The 15,883-nt window shown below is 38.9% G+C and carries 16 protein-coding genes; 13 read left to right on the forward strand and 3 right to left on the reverse strand.

Features of this window, described 5'->3' with window-relative positions; all coding sequences use genetic code 11:
- Window positions 1-500: 500 nt before the first annotated feature.
- The 6 genes from ACNART_RS11580 (at window position 501) to ACNART_RS11605 (ending at window position 6,605) form a co-directional block, all read left to right on the forward strand.
- Complete coding sequence (locus ACNART_RS11580) at window positions 501-1,139, forward strand: vWA domain-containing protein (RefSeq protein ID WP_198626216.1); 639 nt, start codon at window positions 501-503, stop codon at window positions 1,137-1,139.
- Between the two features lie 17 nt (window positions 1,140-1,156).
- Window positions 1,157-1,798 carry a TerD family protein gene (locus tag ACNART_RS11585; RefSeq protein WP_198626217.1) on the forward strand — a complete coding sequence of 214 codons (642 nt, stop codon included), beginning with the start codon at window positions 1,157-1,159 and terminating at the stop codon, window positions 1,796-1,798.
- Window positions 1,798-2,436: a vWA domain-containing protein gene (locus tag ACNART_RS11590; RefSeq protein ID WP_416303603.1), complete on the forward strand. Its 639-nt coding sequence runs from the start codon at window positions 1,798-1,800 to the stop codon at window positions 2,434-2,436. Before ACNART_RS11585 ends, ACNART_RS11590 begins: the two co-directional genes overlap by 1 nt.
- Before the next feature lie 105 nt (window positions 2,437-2,541).
- A complete protein-coding gene (locus ACNART_RS11595; RefSeq protein WP_198620733.1) occupies window positions 2,542-3,582 on the forward strand; it encodes a TerY-C metal binding domain-containing protein in 1,041 nt (346 codons plus the stop codon).
- Window positions 3,582-5,078 (forward strand): PP2C family serine/threonine-protein phosphatase, encoded by a 1,497-nt coding sequence (locus ACNART_RS11600; protein WP_368927800.1) that lies wholly within the window; start codon window positions 3,582-3,584, stop codon window positions 5,076-5,078. The genes ACNART_RS11595 and ACNART_RS11600 overlap by 1 nt, the downstream gene beginning before the upstream one ends.
- Window positions 5,079-5,105: 27 nt before the next feature.
- On the forward strand, window positions 5,106-6,605 hold the full coding sequence (locus ACNART_RS11605; RefSeq protein ID WP_368927801.1) for a helix-hairpin-helix domain-containing protein: 1,500 nt from the start codon (window positions 5,106-5,108) through the stop codon (window positions 6,603-6,605).
- A gap of 67 nt (window positions 6,606-6,672) precedes the next feature.
- Here ACNART_RS11605 and ACNART_RS11610 read toward each other — a convergent pair whose 3' ends face one another.
- Window positions 6,673-7,089: a TonB family protein gene (locus ACNART_RS11610; RefSeq protein WP_198626219.1), complete on the reverse strand. Its 417-nt coding sequence runs from the start codon at window positions 7,087-7,089 to the stop codon at window positions 6,673-6,675.
- Between the two features lie 257 nt (window positions 7,090-7,346).
- Between ACNART_RS11610 and aes the strand changes: the two genes are divergently transcribed.
- Window positions 7,347-8,315 carry an acetyl esterase gene (gene aes, locus ACNART_RS11615; protein WP_368927803.1) on the forward strand — a complete coding sequence of 323 codons (969 nt, stop codon included), beginning with the start codon at window positions 7,347-7,349 and terminating at the stop codon, window positions 8,313-8,315.
- Here the strand turns inward: aes and ACNART_RS11620 are convergent.
- Window positions 8,312-9,025, reverse strand: coding sequence for an NUDIX hydrolase (locus tag ACNART_RS11620; protein WP_198632372.1), 714 nt, complete (start codon window positions 9,023-9,025; stop codon window positions 8,312-8,314). The genes aes and ACNART_RS11620 overlap by 4 nt on opposite strands.
- 153 nt (window positions 9,026-9,178) lie before the next feature.
- Here ACNART_RS11620 and ACNART_RS11625 point away from each other — a divergent pair, with 153 nt between their 5' ends.
- Entirely contained in the window at window positions 9,179-10,198 is a 1,020-nt protein-coding gene (locus ACNART_RS11625) for an SPFH domain-containing protein (RefSeq protein WP_198620728.1), read from the forward strand.
- Window positions 10,198-11,142, forward strand: a complete 945-nt coding sequence (locus ACNART_RS11630; RefSeq protein ID WP_198626221.1) for a sugar kinase — start codon at window positions 10,198-10,200, stop codon at window positions 11,140-11,142. The genes ACNART_RS11625 and ACNART_RS11630 overlap by 1 nt, the downstream gene beginning before the upstream one ends.
- 63 nt (window positions 11,143-11,205) lie before the next feature.
- Here the strand turns inward: ACNART_RS11630 and ACNART_RS11635 are convergent, their stop codons facing one another.
- Window positions 11,206-11,541, reverse strand: coding sequence for a hypothetical protein (locus tag ACNART_RS11635; protein ID WP_109372991.1), 336 nt, complete (start codon window positions 11,539-11,541; stop codon window positions 11,206-11,208).
- A gap of 504 nt (window positions 11,542-12,045) precedes the next feature.
- On the opposite strand from ACNART_RS11635, the gene ACNART_RS11640 reads away from it, so the two are divergent.
- The 4 genes from ACNART_RS11640 to dhaM all read left to right on the forward strand — a co-directional run bounded on the left by ACNART_RS11640 (window position 12,046) and on the right by dhaM (window position 15,795).
- The gene (locus ACNART_RS11640; RefSeq protein WP_109372990.1) at window positions 12,046-12,306 is read left to right on the forward strand and encodes an ogr/Delta-like zinc finger family protein; all 261 of its coding nucleotides are present in this window, start codon (window positions 12,046-12,048) and stop codon (window positions 12,304-12,306) included.
- Window positions 12,307-12,578: 272 nt separating this feature from the next.
- A complete protein-coding gene (gene dhaK, locus ACNART_RS11645) occupies window positions 12,579-13,643 on the forward strand; it encodes a dihydroxyacetone kinase subunit DhaK (RefSeq protein ID WP_198620725.1) in 1,065 nt (354 codons plus the stop codon).
- A gap of 29 nt (window positions 13,644-13,672) precedes the next feature.
- On the forward strand, window positions 13,673-14,305 hold the full coding sequence (gene dhaL / locus ACNART_RS11650; protein WP_198620724.1) for a dihydroxyacetone kinase subunit DhaL: 633 nt from the start codon (window positions 13,673-13,675) through the stop codon (window positions 14,303-14,305).
- 41 nt (window positions 14,306-14,346) lie between these two features.
- Window positions 14,347-15,795, forward strand: coding sequence for a dihydroxyacetone kinase phosphoryl donor subunit DhaM (gene dhaM / locus ACNART_RS11655; RefSeq protein WP_198620723.1), 1,449 nt, complete (start codon window positions 14,347-14,349; stop codon window positions 15,793-15,795).
- The last annotated feature ends 88 nt before the right edge of the window (window positions 15,796-15,883 follow it).

The raw sequence follows: 15,883 nt of genomic DNA on the forward strand, positions 1-15,883 counted from the left end.
CTTGATACTTCGGTATCAAGTTATTTTATAAAAACAACAAAAGCAGAAAATATATAAAAACACTTATCTAATAGAATTGTTTCATATATTTCCTCACACTCTTAATTTATTTTAAATTACTTTAAAAACAAAAAACACCAATTAACTAATACTTTGAATTTATTGACTTTTATAATTGTTATTTTTTAATTAAAAAGAGTATTTATACCTAATCACTATTAGTCATTCATTTAGCATTACTCTTATTAAGACGGTTCAATAAAATATATTTTCTTTAATAAAATAAAATCGCTCCATCACTCAATTTAAGGATGACAAACAGGCTAATTTCTCTTTTATTTTACTTTTCATACTATCTTCATTCAGATTAATAATATTGGACAATCATCACTGCGTTTTTTCTCTAATTTAATTAAACTAAGCATAATCTCAATTGAACACCTTCATGGGTCGGTTAGTATATTAATCGCTTATTTCTATCTCACTCACAGGATAAATGCATGAGAAGATTGCCAGTTTACCTTTTGCTTGATACATCGACTTCCATGTATGGAGAGCCTATTGCAGCAGTAAAAAATGGCGTTGAAATGCTCTTATCAACACTACGCCAAGATCCTTACGCATTAGAAACTGCTTATATTTCTATCATCACCTTTGACTCAATCGCGCAACAGGTTGTGCCACTCACTGATTTAATCAATTTTAAAGTACCAGATTTAGTCGCAAGTGGAACAACAGCATTAGGTTCTGCGCTCACTTTAGTTTCTAGTCGTATTGAAAAAGAAGTACAAAAAACTACAGCTGAAACAAAAGGAGATTGGCGTCCGTTAGTTTTTGTGATGACAGATGGCGCCCCCACAGACGATTGGAAAAAAGGCGTTGAGAAATTTAAAGCGGCACGCACTGGCGTTGTTATTGCGTGTGCAGCAGGACAATCAGCACAAACTGATGTACTAAAAAATATCACTGAAATTGTATTACAGCTAGATACTGCGGACTCCAATACCATTAAGTCATTCTTTAAGTGGGTTTCAGCCAGTATTTCTGTCGGTAGTCAAAAAGTCGATTTAACTAAGAAAGATATTAGTGATCTTGATGACTTACCACCGCCACCTCCTGAGGTTAACGTTGTACTTTAAATAAAAAAGGAATGAATATGTCTATTAGTTTAAAAAAAGGACAAGGTGTTAGTTTAAAGAAAAATGAATATGACCTTTCCTCTGTCACTATCGGTTTAGGCTGGGATATCAACGAAGAAAAACGCGGATTCCTTGGTGGGCTTTTTGGTAAAAAAAGCGAAGAATACGATTTAGATGTTATTGCCTTCTTATGTGGTGAAAATGGCAAAGTAAACGATTTAGGTCAAATTGAAGGTGGGCAACCTTCTCTCGTTAATGGCGATATTATTTTCTTTAATAGCCTACAACACAAATCAGGACAAATTTGGTTAACGGGTGATAACCGAACAGGCGCAGGTGATGGCGATGATGAACAGATCATTGTGAAATTAAACACACTTGATCCTAAATTTACCAAAATTGTCTTTATTGTTCAGATTTACAATGGTCGAGAACTACAACAACATTTTGGTAAAGTACAAAACGCCTTTATCCGCGCTGTTGATGCGAAAAATGTAGAAATGGCTCGTTTTGATTTATCTGGAGGCGAAGCCTTCAACAACCAACGTTCAATGCTGTTTGCTGAATTAGTCAGAGAAGATAATGGCTGGAAACTGAACGCCATTGGAGAGCCTTCAAGTTCAGATAGCTTTATTTCTTACTTAAAGGATTTCGCCTAATGAGAAGACTTCCCGTTTACCTGCTGATTGATACTTCAGGATCAATGAGAGGTGAATCTATTCATGCGGTTAACGTTGGGATACAAACAATGCTTAATGCATTGAGACAAAATCCTTACGCATTAGAAAGCGTGCATATCTCTATCATTACCTATGATAACGAGGCTCGTGAATTTATCCCATTAACTGCATTAGAAGATTTCCAATTCTCAGATATCACCGTACCTAGCTCTGGCGGTACTTTCACTGGTGCTGCGCTGGAATGTTTAATCAAGTGTGTCGATCGTGATATTAAACGTTCCGATGGTGACCAAAAAGGTGACTGGCGTCCTCTCGTTTTTTTAATGACGGATGGCACACCGTCTGATGCTTACGCCTATGGTGAAGCGATTAAAGAAGTGAAAAAGCGTTCATTTGGTTCGATCATCGCTTGTGCTGTTGGCCCTAAAGCCAAACACGATCACCTTAAAGAGCTTACATCTCAAGTGGTAGCTTTAGAAACGCTAGACTCCAATGCCTTCTCGGGCTTTTTTAAATGGGTTTCTGCCAGTGTCGCATCTGGCAGTTCAAGTGCAGGAGTGAATACGGATAAAGACACCCTACCGCCGCCACCTCCTGAAATCCAACTGGTACTGTGATCTATAAAAGCAAAGCGCTCCAAAAGGCTTTGCTTTTATTTTATTCAGACTTTGGTTTATCCATCACAATACATAACAGCCACGATAAAGAGATAAGGTATAACAATGAGAAGGCTACCCATTTTCTTTGTTTTAGATTGTTCAGAATCAATGATCGGTGAAAACCTAAAAAAGATGAATGACGGTCTAACAACTATTATTAACGATCTGAGAAGAGATCCGCACGCCCTTGAAACGGCTTGTATTTCTGTTATCGCCTTTGCTGGTGTTGCAAAAACGATTGTTCCACTCACTGAAGTCGTCTCTTTTTATCCTCCTCAACTTCCTTTAGGCGGAGGCACGTCATTAGGCAGCGCATTACGAGAACTTTCTCACCAAATCGACACGCAAGTAAGAAAAACCACACTTGAGCAAAAAGGCGATTGGAAACCTGTCGTTTATCTTTTAACTGACGGCAGACCTACTGATGATTACGCGCAAGAGATCAAGCGCTGGAAAGCTCACTACGCCAACAAAGTTAACTTAATTGCGATTGGATTAGGCTTAAGTGCAGACTTACATGTGCTGTCGCAATTAACTGAAAACGTGCTGTTATTTACCGAAGCACAAGAAGGCGATTTTACTCGTTTCATTAAATGGATAACGATGTCAGTGGTTTCTCATAGCCGAAGTGTTGGCGAAGAGCCGCCACCACTTTTAAATCAAACAGAGTATATTGTTCGTCTTGCGAAAGATGATGTTGCTCGTGCCTATGATGAGTCTTGTGTCACTTTTGTCGGGCGTTGTAGCCACACACGTTCACCTTATTTAATGAAATATGAACGACCACCAATGAAAGCTTCAGGGCTCGATTTTAACCTCAATCTTAATGGTTTTAACTTAACGGGTTGCTACACTTTAAATGAAGATTACTTTGCATGGAGTGATCTCAGCGCCACGGCATATCAAGTTAACACCAGCGAACTTCATGGTACACCTGGCTGCCCTTATTGCGGCAATGCTACTGCTTTTGCCGTTTGCCAATGTGGTAAATTACTTTGTGTGAATGGCCCTGAAAGCGTTGTTTGCCCTTGGTGTGATAACAACATCACCTTTGGTGATAACAGCAGCCAATCTGACTTTGATGTCACACGAGGTAAAGGCTAATGGATAAAAAAGCCCTACTCACAAAACTGATTATTGATGACACGCTGACACAACATCGCATTCCAGTGCATGAAGAACTTGTTATTGCGTTGTATGAAGATGAGGAAATCGCTCAATACATTGATTTTATTATTGATAAAATCAATGCTAAAGCGGCAGAAAAAATAACACCACAAGACAAAATCCCCCCTATTCTTCTGTTATTGCCACCAGCTCGCAATTTAGCTGCTGAAGAAACATCATTACCAGAAGAGTGTCCATTAAAGCCAGGTCAAATTCCAACACACTCATCACCAATGCCAACAGAAAAACCGATTATTCATCGCCCTACGGCAAAAATTACCCTTTCTAATGCAAAAGTAGGCACTGCATTCAATTCTACGCTCAGTATCGAGCTAAATACCCTCGAAATTGCCGAAATTGAAGCGGTTGATGTCCCTGAAGGAGTTGGAATAACCTTTGATCATGAAAGTTGTTGCTTAGTAGGAATGCCAACAAAAAGTGGCAATTTCATATTGGTTGTCCATTGGTCTGTTAATGCTATTCGTTATCAAGATGAAGTCTTATTAATCATCAATCCTGATCCGCGTAGCTTATGGCAAATCAATGAACCTCCCGCTGATAGCCCTTATCCCAAAGCCCACATCGATAGCCAACTTATTCTTGAAGAAGACATTCGAATTGTAGGAGCAAGCCGTCGTGGGCGTTCTCATGAACATGCAGGCACATTCCGTGATGATGATTTTTATATTCACCACGATAACCAAAGCCAATGGAATATTTTAATTGTTGCTGATGGTGCAGGCAGTGCTCGCTATTCTCGCGAAGGCTCACGCATTGCTATCAATACGGTCAGCCACTATTTAAAATCACAATTAAGTTTGGAAAATGAAGCAATTAAACCTCATCTTGAAACCATCCATCAATGGAATGACAACAGCGCCATTAATCAAGTAGGAAGCTTCTTTGCACAACTCTTTCGTAATGCCGCCCAATTAGCAATTAATAACCTCAAAAATGAAGCGATTCATATTAATGAACCCGTAAAATCATTTTCAACAACGTTATTAGCCACGGTTTCTTTGCGTATCAATGATGAGTTATTTGCTGCCTCATTTTGGATGGGAGATGGTGCGATTGCCGCTTATGGTCCTGCTGGAAAAGTGCGTATTTTAGGTATTCCTGATAGTGGTGAATATGCAGGACAAACCCGTTTTCTTGATGATAGTGCGCTCAACGATGCTGAATTTAATCGACGCATTATTATTGGTAAGTGGAAAGAAATTTCACATCTTATTTTAATGACAGACGGAGTGTCCGATCCCGTATTTGAAACGGATAATGGCTTACAAGATCCCAATAAATGGGCTGCATTCATTGATGAAATATCGCCTTGTTTAGCCTCTCCTGAACATGCAGATAGCGCATTGGCTGAATGGCTGAATTTCTTTTCAGCAGGCAATCACGATGACCGCACTCTGGTTGTGGCTTGGTAATCATAAAAGAGAGAATCGGTGAGTTTCATGGCAGAGATCATTACCTGTACAACGCAAAGTGGAAAAACAGTTCAGTACGTCAATGAGATCATTGGCTCTGGCTCAATGAAAGATGTCTATTTTTCCCCTGACCGAACCTACGTTGTTGCCTTCTATAAAACACAACAGAATGCACAAGCCAAAGATAGAATCGATATGATAACAGGCTCTTATCGACATAATATCTTTGAACAAAGTGGTGGAGAATATTGGAAAAACCTCTTTTGCTGGCCAACGGATGTTGTCGAACATCAAGGCAAAATTGGTATTGTTGTTCCAACTTATCAATCCCACTTTTTCTTTAAATATGGTTCTAAAAACAATGACTTTCTTGCGATAAAAGGTCGAGAAAAAGAAGGTAAATGGTTTGCAAGTGCCAATAACCAAAATAAATTTCTCGATCCTCGTGAAAGAGGCAATCTATTAAATTACCTTAAAGTCTGTTTATTGCTCTCTCGTGCAGTACGACGAATGCATGCAGCAGGCTTATGCCACAGTGATTTAAGCTATAAAAACGTCCTTATCGATCCTGAGCAAGGTCATGCCTGTGTGATTGATATTGACGGTTTAGTGGTTCCCGGTAAATATCCGCCTGATGTGGTGGGAACCCCTGACTTTATCGCGCCTGAAGTAGTAAAAACCAGCCATTTACCGAAAGAAGATCCTAACCGTATTTTGCCAAGCATCACGACAGATAGACACGCACTTGCGGTATTAATCTATATGTATCTGTTTTATCGTCACCCATTACGGGGCGGTAAAATTCACGATCTTGACGATGAAATGCGTGATGAAACGCTCTCTATGGGTGAAAAAGCATTATTTATTGAGCACCCAACTGATCGTAGCAATGCGGTAAAACTTAATCAGGTAAAACCGTCATCGCTACCTTGGGCTGATCCCCAAAAAATCCCTTATACCATTATGGGGCCTTACCTTACGCCTCTTTTTGAAAGAGCGTTTATCACGGGATTACACGATCCTTCACAACGCCCTACCGCAGATGAATGGGAGACGGCTTTAGTCAAAACGGTAGATTTAGTTCAGCCTTGTCAAAATAAAGATTGTGAACAGCAATGGTATGTTTTTTCTGGAAAAACACAGCCCGTTTGTCCTTATTGCCATACGCCTTATAAAGGTCAATTGCCGATTTTAAATCTCTACTCTTCACGTAAGGCAGGCAGTTTCAGACCTGACGATCACCGCTTAATGGTATGGAGTAATCAATCACTCTTTCCTTGGCATGTTAATCGCCTTATTGCGCCCAATGAACGCACTACTGATGAACAGAAAAAACGTGTCGGTTATTTCGTTTTTCACAATTCAACATGGTGGCTGGTGAATGAACGTATTGAGGGATTGATGGTATTGCCAGAGAAAAAACAGATAGCCATTGGCGATAAAATTGCGCTAACAGATGGGTTGCAATTTGTATTATCAACAGAAGAAGGCGGACGACTGGTTGTGGTGCAATTAGTCTCAAATTAACGATAAAGAGAGAATAATCCGTTTAATTTATCGTGGGTTATTCTCTTTGCTATAAGCTATTTTTAAATCAACGTTTAAATTCCATTGTTAAATTTAAATCTTTTGTCGGTTTTCCTGACTCATAACGCCATTTTTCCATAGCTCGAATAGTCGATAAACCAAAAACCTCCACTAAAGGGGAATCTAACATCCTAATATTTTGCACATATCCATTTTCATCAATATCAAATTTTATATTTAACGCTCCCTCAATGCCTTGAGAATACGCTTTTGCAGGATAATTAGGAAATACTCGTAATAAATTCTTAGGGTGATTTTTAACCGTAAGATTTGACTCATTTATTTCACTCTGAGTTATTTCCTCTGGTTTATCGGCTAATTTTGCTTTCAATAATTGCACATCCGACTGTGTTGATTGAATAGCACATCCATTTAATAAAATGGTGCTGCAAAGTAAACTTAAAATAGCTAATTTTATTTTCATTTTTCTTTTCTGAAATAAGATTAAATATAAAGACACAATAATATATCTCATTATCATTTCTATTCTCAATTAAATATTTAGTTAAGAAAAACTGTGCAATTAATCATATTTCAGTCGTCCTATTTAAATCAAAGTCAGATCACATATTCACGTCTCACCCTTGCTATTTAGCGCTAACGTTCAATATTGGATATCAAGATCCCAGTTTATTAAGCCCCAGTATTTACAATACCGAGCAGTGATAATTGGAGGGGCTAATGAAAACTAAAAATAAAATCAATGTACTAGAAATTATTTCGCCAGAAATGCAACAAGTTATGCAATTTTATGCAGATAATCCGCAACCTGCGCCAGAAAGTAATGACTACCCTTCTATGCGCCTTGCTTACAATCAAGACAGACGTTATTGGAATGCAGATGCACCCGAAATGTTTAGCATTCAAGATATTTCCGTTAGCACGTCTTATGGCGAGGTTCTAACACGCCTTTATCAACCCACAGAAAAAACACCCGCAACACTCTATTATCTTCATGGTGGGGGCTTTATTTTAGGGAATTTAGATACCCACGATCGCATTATGCGTTTACTCGCGTCTTATACAAGTTGTGCAGTGATTGGTATTGATTACTCACTATCACCAGAAGCACATTATCCACAAGCGATTGATGAATCAGCGCAAGTCTGCCAGTTTTATGATCAACATGCTGAACACTACGGTATTAACACTCAACACATTGGTTTTGCAGGCGATTCTGCGGGAGCCATGTTATCGCTTGCTACTGTACTGTGGTTACGCGACAAACAAATCCACTGTGGCAAGGTAAGTGCAGCTTTATTATGGTATGGATTATACGGTTTACGTGATTCCACTAGCCGTCGGCTTTATGGTGGTGAATGGGATGGGTTGCGCCAGCAAGATCTAGAAGAATATGATAATGCGTATTTAACCGCGTTAGGCAATCGTGATGCACCTTATTATTGCTTATTTAATAACGATTTAACGCAAGATATTCCCCCTTGCTTTATCGCCAGCGCACAATACGACCCACTTATTGATGATAGCGTGACTCTCTTTAAAACCCTTGAAGCACATCAATCACCTTGTGAATATAAAATGTATCCAGGCACATTACATGCCTTTTTACACTACTCACGCATGATGAAAGTGGCTGATGACGCCATTCGAGATGGCGCTCATTACTTTGTAAAACAACTTAAGAATTAAAACTCAAGATTTCGAATAAAACGATAATCCGCAGACGCCTCTTTAAGTCGATACAGACTTGCAGGGCGTCCTCTCTCTGCCCGCTTTTCTCCTGTATCAATCAATAAATCAGCTTGTTCGATGCGTCGTCTAAAGGATTTTTTCTGGATCTCTTTACCAATCAGAATTTCATGAACATGTTGCAACTCTGGCAAGGTAAAAACTTCTGGCAATGCAAATCCAGGAACAATCGAATAGAGTGATTTTTGCTTTAATCGCTCTCTTGCTTGTGTAATTAATTCATGGTGATCAAAAGCTAAGCGTTGTTGTGCAATCTCATCAATAGGACACCACATTACCGAATCCACGGAATCAATATGTGCTTCACACACTTGATGTGCAATCAACGCGGTATAACAGACCGTCACAGACCAACCTCTTACATCACGCTGGTTATTTCCCACGGAACAAAGTTGCTCAATATAAGGAGGGATCACACCCGTTTTCTCTTTTAATTTTCTTAGCACAGTATCGTCAAGGCATTTGTCCTGTACTTCATCGACAAATCCACCAGGTAAACCCCATTTTCCTTTTTCAGGATGCTCTCCTCTTTTCACTAACAATACTTTTAACTGCTCTTCATGATAAGTAAACAGTACCGCATCAACAGTAATCAGTGGGGATAGGAAATCACGGCGGTTATAACTGGCTAAAAAATCTTGTTCATTCATGGCGTAAGCTTTATTAGAAAACGATGAAACTATTTTAAGCCTAAACAGCAAAAAATCAAATTTTGTCATAAAGACACTAAATCAGTTGACAAGCATAGTGTCGATAGGACACAATCCAGTTATTGTCATAAGGACACTAATTGGAGATATCCTATGTTTAACTTAAATTATTTCAAAGCAGACTCATCAACTTTCATTATTAAATCGGTAAACGGCAAAATTCGCCAGCAAGGTAAAGGATTGAGTTTTTGGTATAACTCAGCCACAACCTCTATTGCCGCACTACCTTTAAACGCCCAAGAAGCGCCGTTTATTTTCAACTTTCAAACCTCGGACTTTCAGGGCTTACGCATTCAAGGACAAATTTCATTTCAGGTCAAAACACCTGAAAAAGCCGCAGAAGTGCTCAATTTTAACTTGAGCAAAAACGGCAAATCTTATGCATCAGAAGATCCACTAAAACTCAGTGATCGTGTTGTGCGTATTGCACAAACCTTAATCCAAGCAAAGATCCAAAGTACACCACTTAGAGAAGCGTTATTACTTAGCCAATCATTAGTTACTTTGGTGATGGAACAATTAATTGAACACCCATCATTAGATGCATTAGGTATTGCGATTTTAGATGTCTCTATTGCAGCAATCACTCCATCACCAGAAACCTTAAAAGCACTCGAAGCCGAAGCAAGAGAATCCTTACTGAAAGAAGCCGACGATGCCATTTATGCTCGTCGTAAATTCTCGGTAGAACAAGAACGCACCATTAAAGAGGCTGAATTGGAAACCGACTTATCTGTTCAACGTAAACGACAAGAAATTGAAGAAGCACGTTTAGAAAACGAACGCACATTATTACGGGAACAAGCGGAGATTGAAAAAGAGCGCCTTGAAGCCAAAGTAAATGCTGAAGCAAAACGTAAAGAACTGGTCGCGTTAAGTGCTGAAAATCAGCGAACACAATCAGAAGCTGATGCTTATGCTATTGAAGCGACCATGCGTGCTTATCGTGAACTGCCAGTTGAAAACCTAAAAGCCATGGCACTAGCAAAAATGGACTCTCAGCAATTAATGGCAATGGCATTTGAAACCTTAGCGCTGAATTCAGGGAAAATTGGTGAGTTAAATATCACTCCTGATTTATTTAGCCAATTTATGAAAAAAGGGAGTAAATAATGCAACGTAACGAAGATTTTCGCTTTGTGCTGGTGATGAGAAAAAGCCGCTTACAGGAATTAATTGAGCGTTTTAATACGTGGTCACAAGCCAAATTCTATTTAGAACACAACAATGTTGAGGTAACGGATTACCTCAACGAACACAATTTATATCAAAAGCAACTAACAGAAGCTGAACTTGTTTTAAAATCATTGGGACGTTTTCAGCTATTAGAAAGAAACTTATTGCCTAGCTATCAATTCTCACCCCACGATATTGTGGTGGTGATTGGTCAAGATGGGCTGGTCGCCAATACACTGAAATACCTTAATGGACAGCCTATTATTGCCATCAATCCCGATCCTTCAAGGTGGGATGGCAAATTACTTCCTTTTGAAATAGGTGAATTAAAAGAGACGGTGATTAATACCATTAATCAGAAAATGCCGTTTAAATCCGTGACCTTTGCACAAGCGACAACCAATGATGGCCAATCACTGTTAGCCGTTAATGATCTATTTATTGGCCCCAAAAGCCACACGTCTGCACGCTATATTTTACAATGGAGTGGTGCTCAAGAAGCACAATCTTCATCAGGAATTATTGTGTCTACGGGACTTGGCTCGACAGGTTGGTTTCAATCTATTCTCGCTGGCGCGATGGCAATCACAGGAGAAGCATCACATCCCCTGTTACAAGGATTTAGCTGGGGTGACAAAAAGCTGCAATTTAGTGTGAGAGAACCTTTTCCAAGTCGAACAACAGGCGTAGCTCTAACCTTTGGAACAATTGAGCCTGATTCACCTTTACAATTAGAATCTTTAATGCCTGAAAATGGGGTTATTTTTTCTGATGGTATCGAAGATGACTATTTACAGTTTAATGCAGGCTGTATAGCACATATTGGTATCGCGGACATACAAGGCCAACTTATTAGCCCTAAAGGGCGTCAGCGTATTTAGGCTTGATGAGGGTGAATAAATAACAATAAAGACATGACAAAAATAGAATAAATCTATTAATTATCAGTTAATTAAATCACCACCAACTTCACATTGTGTATTATTAAACACAGTAATAAAGTCAGCATTGGCACACTGATTATTTAAACTCAATTTCACCATCTCTTGATATGACGGAGAAAACCGAAGTGAAGAAGCGTGTTCTAGTGATTTATCGCCAAAAAAAGAAGAAAAAAGTTGAAGATCAGGGCAAGCATCCATGCTCACCTGATCTTCGATTGCCGTTATTAACATCCGTTGTTCTAACGTCATATTGTCTCGATGCCATCCTTGAGCAATCCAACCCAAACTAAACGCCATGAGTGCAATCCATGCATATAACGCTTGTGTGTTGAACATGACCTAACTCCTTAGTCATTCGAGACAAAACTTATTTCATCGACTTTTATTATAAAGATCAGCTTTTAACACTTTTCACTTGAACGCTATGCGAAATCCTTTCACACCCAGCCCTCAACTATTGAAAAGTATTTTTACTCACTTCCTTGTTAACTTGTAATAGACATCCTTGTCTATTGCCTTCTACTCACACTGAAAAACAACAGAAAAAATAAATAATAAATTCAATATGTTGCTCATCTCCGTATGATTTAACGTGAAGCCATTATCTACAAACTTTGTATTTTAGGCTAGTAAGTTTGTTCGGTTAACATCGGTTATGTGTATTTATCCGACAATAACCGAACTAACCCACCTACTCAAAACAATTTTATTTGTTTTTAGCACCTTTAAATCGCTTAAAAACAATTATTTACATCAAAAAACAATAATAAGACTGGTTATAATACAAATTTAAGCTAATATAGAAAGCATAATAGAACTGATAATAAAGAGAAAAATAACATGCGTGTCCTAACTATTTATTGTCCTGAATGTGGCGAAAAAGCGCTTATAAAGAAAAGTAATCGTAAACACAAAGAGTTATCTGATCTATATTGTGCTTGTCGTGATCCTGAATGCGGACATACCTTTGTTTTAAACCTCACGTTTAGTCACACTCTTATGCCAAGTGCAAAAAACAAAGATACGTTGTTATTAGACGTGATTAAAAATCTTTCTCCAGAGCAACGAGAGAAAGCACTTACTCTTTTGCAAGGCATGTAATCATCTCGAACAGACACTCTTTTTTTCATTTATTTTTATGATCTTGCTCCCATTCTGACAGGTTATTTGACTAACCTATTCTTATAGAAAGATAAATGATGTAGATTCATTTTTAAGCTAAATAAAAATAATTCTTATGTTTTAAATAAAACAAACATCGCCTATTGATGCCGTGTTTACCAATCCTTTAATAAATAATGTGTCAGCCCCCAAACCAGAAATCTCATTTCTGGTTTGAAGACTAAACACAAATTTCAAATGGAGCATTTAAGATGAAAAAGCTGATTAATCGAGTTGATGATGTGTTATCTGAACAACTACAAGGCTTTGCTAAAGCCCATCCTGAAATCAAACTTCATCCCTCCTCTTTTTATGTCACGCGAAAAGATGCTCCAGTAAAAGGTAAAGTTGCTCTATTGTCTGGCGGTGGTAGCGGACATGAACCCATGCATGCAGGTTTTGTCGGTAAAGGAATGCTTGATGGTGCATGTCCTGGTGAAATATTTACGTCACCAACACCTGATAAAATGTATGACTGTGCCAAAGAGATTGATAGCGGTGAAGGCGTTTTAATGATAGTGAAAAACTACACCGGTGATGTGCTTAACTTTGAAACAGCGACAGAACTGCTTCATGACGATGGTGTAAAAATTGCAACGGTATTAGTTGATGATGACGTAGCAGTAAAAGATAGCTTATATACCGCAGGACGCCGTGGTGTTGCCAATACCGTTTTAATAGAAAAACTACTGGGTGCGGCAGCTGAAAGAGGCGACTCTCTTGATGAACTGGTTAAATTAGGTCATCACATTAATAACAATGGTTTTTCTATCGGCATTGCCTTGGAAGCTTGTACCGTTCCAGCCGCAGGAAAACCTTCTTTTACTTTACCTGAAAATGAAATGGAGTTTGGTGTCGGTATTCACGGCGAACCAGGTATTGACCGTCGTAAATTTACCTCTCTCAATGATACTGTTGATGCCATGTTTAATACCTTGATTGAGAATGGTCACTATCAACGAGTGATCCGCAATTGGGATCGTGAAAGCGGCACTTGGATCGAGGAAAATCAGGAAAAACAGCCTTTAAAATCTGGCGATCGCGTCATTGTTTTAGTTAATAACCTTGGTGCCACACCACAATCTGAACTTTATGGTGTTTATAACCGTTTAACTCAATGCTGTGAAAAATTTGGCTTAACCATCGAACGTTCTTTAATTGGTTCTTATTGTACTTCGCTCGATATGTCAGGGATCTCAATTACGTTATTAAAAGTTGATAACGAGTTACTTACCTTATGGGATGCCCCTGTGAATACACCTGCGATGGTGAAATAAGTCTTTAATAACAAGAAAAGGAACACAAAATGGCTTTAACTCACGCTCAAATTATTCTTTGGTTACAACAATGTGCACTACTGTTTGAACAAAATAGTGATTATTTAACGGATTTAGATCGTGAAATTGGTGATGCTGACCACGGTTTAAATATGAACCGTGGCTTTAGAAAAGTGCAGGAAAAACTACCTGAGTTTGCAGGACAAGATATTGGCACTATCCTCAAAACTACGGGCATGACATTGCTTTCAAATATTGGCGGTGCAAGTGGTCCTTTATTTGGTACCTTCTTTATTCGTGCAGCCAAACCTACAGCTTCATTGCAAAACCTAGAACTAAATCAACTTGTTGAAATGGTAACAGAAGGTGTAGAAGGCATTGTAAGCCGAGGAAAAGCAGAGCCAAATGACAAAACCATGTGTGATGTTTGGTGGCCTGTGGTTGAGTCATTAAAACACGCTAATGAACAAAACCTTTCTATCAAAGAAGCCCTCTCTCAAGCACAAGTTGTCGCTGAAAAAGCCGCTGAAAACACCATTGCGATGCAAGCTCGAAAAGGGCGAGCAAGTTACTTAGGTGAGCGCAGTATCGGACATAAAGATCCTGGCAGTGCTTCTGTGGTACTGATGATACAAGCCCTTGCTAATAGTATTAATGCATAACTGACCAAGCAACCAATACAAGCAACCAATAAAGGTCTACCATGATAAATATTGTTATTGTTTCTCATAGTAAACATCTCGCTGATGGTGTGGCAGAACTTGCCAGTCAGATGCTTAATCCGACTCATTGCCAACTTGCGGTTGCCGCAGGTATCAACGATGAAGAACATGCGATTGGTACTGATGCCGTTAAAATTATGACGGCGATAGAATCGCTTTCACAAGCACAATCTATTGTTGTGATGATGGATTTAGGCAGTGCAATCTTAAGTGCAGAAACTGCGATTGAGTTACTTGATCCCGAGCTAGCTGAGAAAGTCACTCTCTGCTCAGCACCTTTAGTTGAAGGTACACTTGCAGCAGTTGTAGCGGCATCTTCAGGGGCATCACTAGAAAAAGTGATTGAAGAAGCTTCAAATTCTTTATATCCAAAGAAAATCCAACTTGGTGAAAATTTCGTTCAACCTAAAAATGATATTAATGCCCCTGTCAAAATTCATGGTAAAGAGGCAAGTTGGGTAGTTCGTAATCCTCATGGTTTACACGTAAGACCGGCGGCAACTTTAGTTGAGGTGCTTTCTACTTTTCAAGCTGATTATCAATTAGTTAAAGGGGATAGACGTATTAATCCTCTCAGTTTAAATCAGCTTTCATTAATACAAATTCGCCAAGGCGATGAGATAACGCTAATTGCCTCTGGTGAACAAGAAAATGAGGCGATTGCGGCTTTTCTTGAACTTGCCCGAAATGGCTTTGGTGAAGAGCTACCTTCTGATTCTAATACCATAACATTAAACGGTATTTTAGCCCCTGTATCTCAAATTAAAGCACCTGCTTTTGTTTGGCATGAAATAGAGCTCTCACCCGTCGAAAACTTATCAGAACCGATTGATATTGATGCTCAAATTGGCAAACTTAATTTTGCAATAAAGAGTACGCTAAAAGCACTAAAACAGAGTGCCAATAAAGCTAGCCAAAAATTAGGTGAGCATATTGGTGCTATTTTTAACGGTCATATCATGATGTTAGATGATGATGAGTTAATAACAAGCGTGATAGATCGCATCAAAACAGAGAAGATCAGTGCCCAGCAAAGTTGGTCGGATGAAATGCAAGAAAGAACACAGATGTATTGCGCACTTACCGATCCCTATTTACGCGCGCGTGAACTCGATCTTCGTGATCTACGTAATCAAGTGCTTTACCATTTACAAGATAAAACTCGCCCAAGCTTTACCCCTTCACAACCCGCTATTTTGGTCGCAAAAGAGCTTTTCCCTTCCACATTAATTCAATTAGTTGATAGTCAATTGGTCGGTATTGCTTTAGCAAAAGGTGATAGTCTCTCTCACAGCGCCATTATCGCGGCTGAAATGCGCTTACCGATGTTAGTCAATTTAGGTTCCGCACTATTAAAAGTCACTGAATCCCAAAAGTTAAAATTAGATACCAATAAGAGCGAATTAGTTATCGAACCGATAATGTTATAAACCGCTTTTCAAATTAACCACATAAAAAAACCCGCACAATAATGTGCGGGTAAGTCAACGAAAAACGCTATCAAATCTAGGTCATTAT

This window comes from Proteus sp. LHD240705, from assembly GCF_047921555.1.
In the GTDB taxonomy this organism is placed as follows: Bacteria; Pseudomonadota; Gammaproteobacteria; order Enterobacterales; family Enterobacteriaceae; genus Proteus.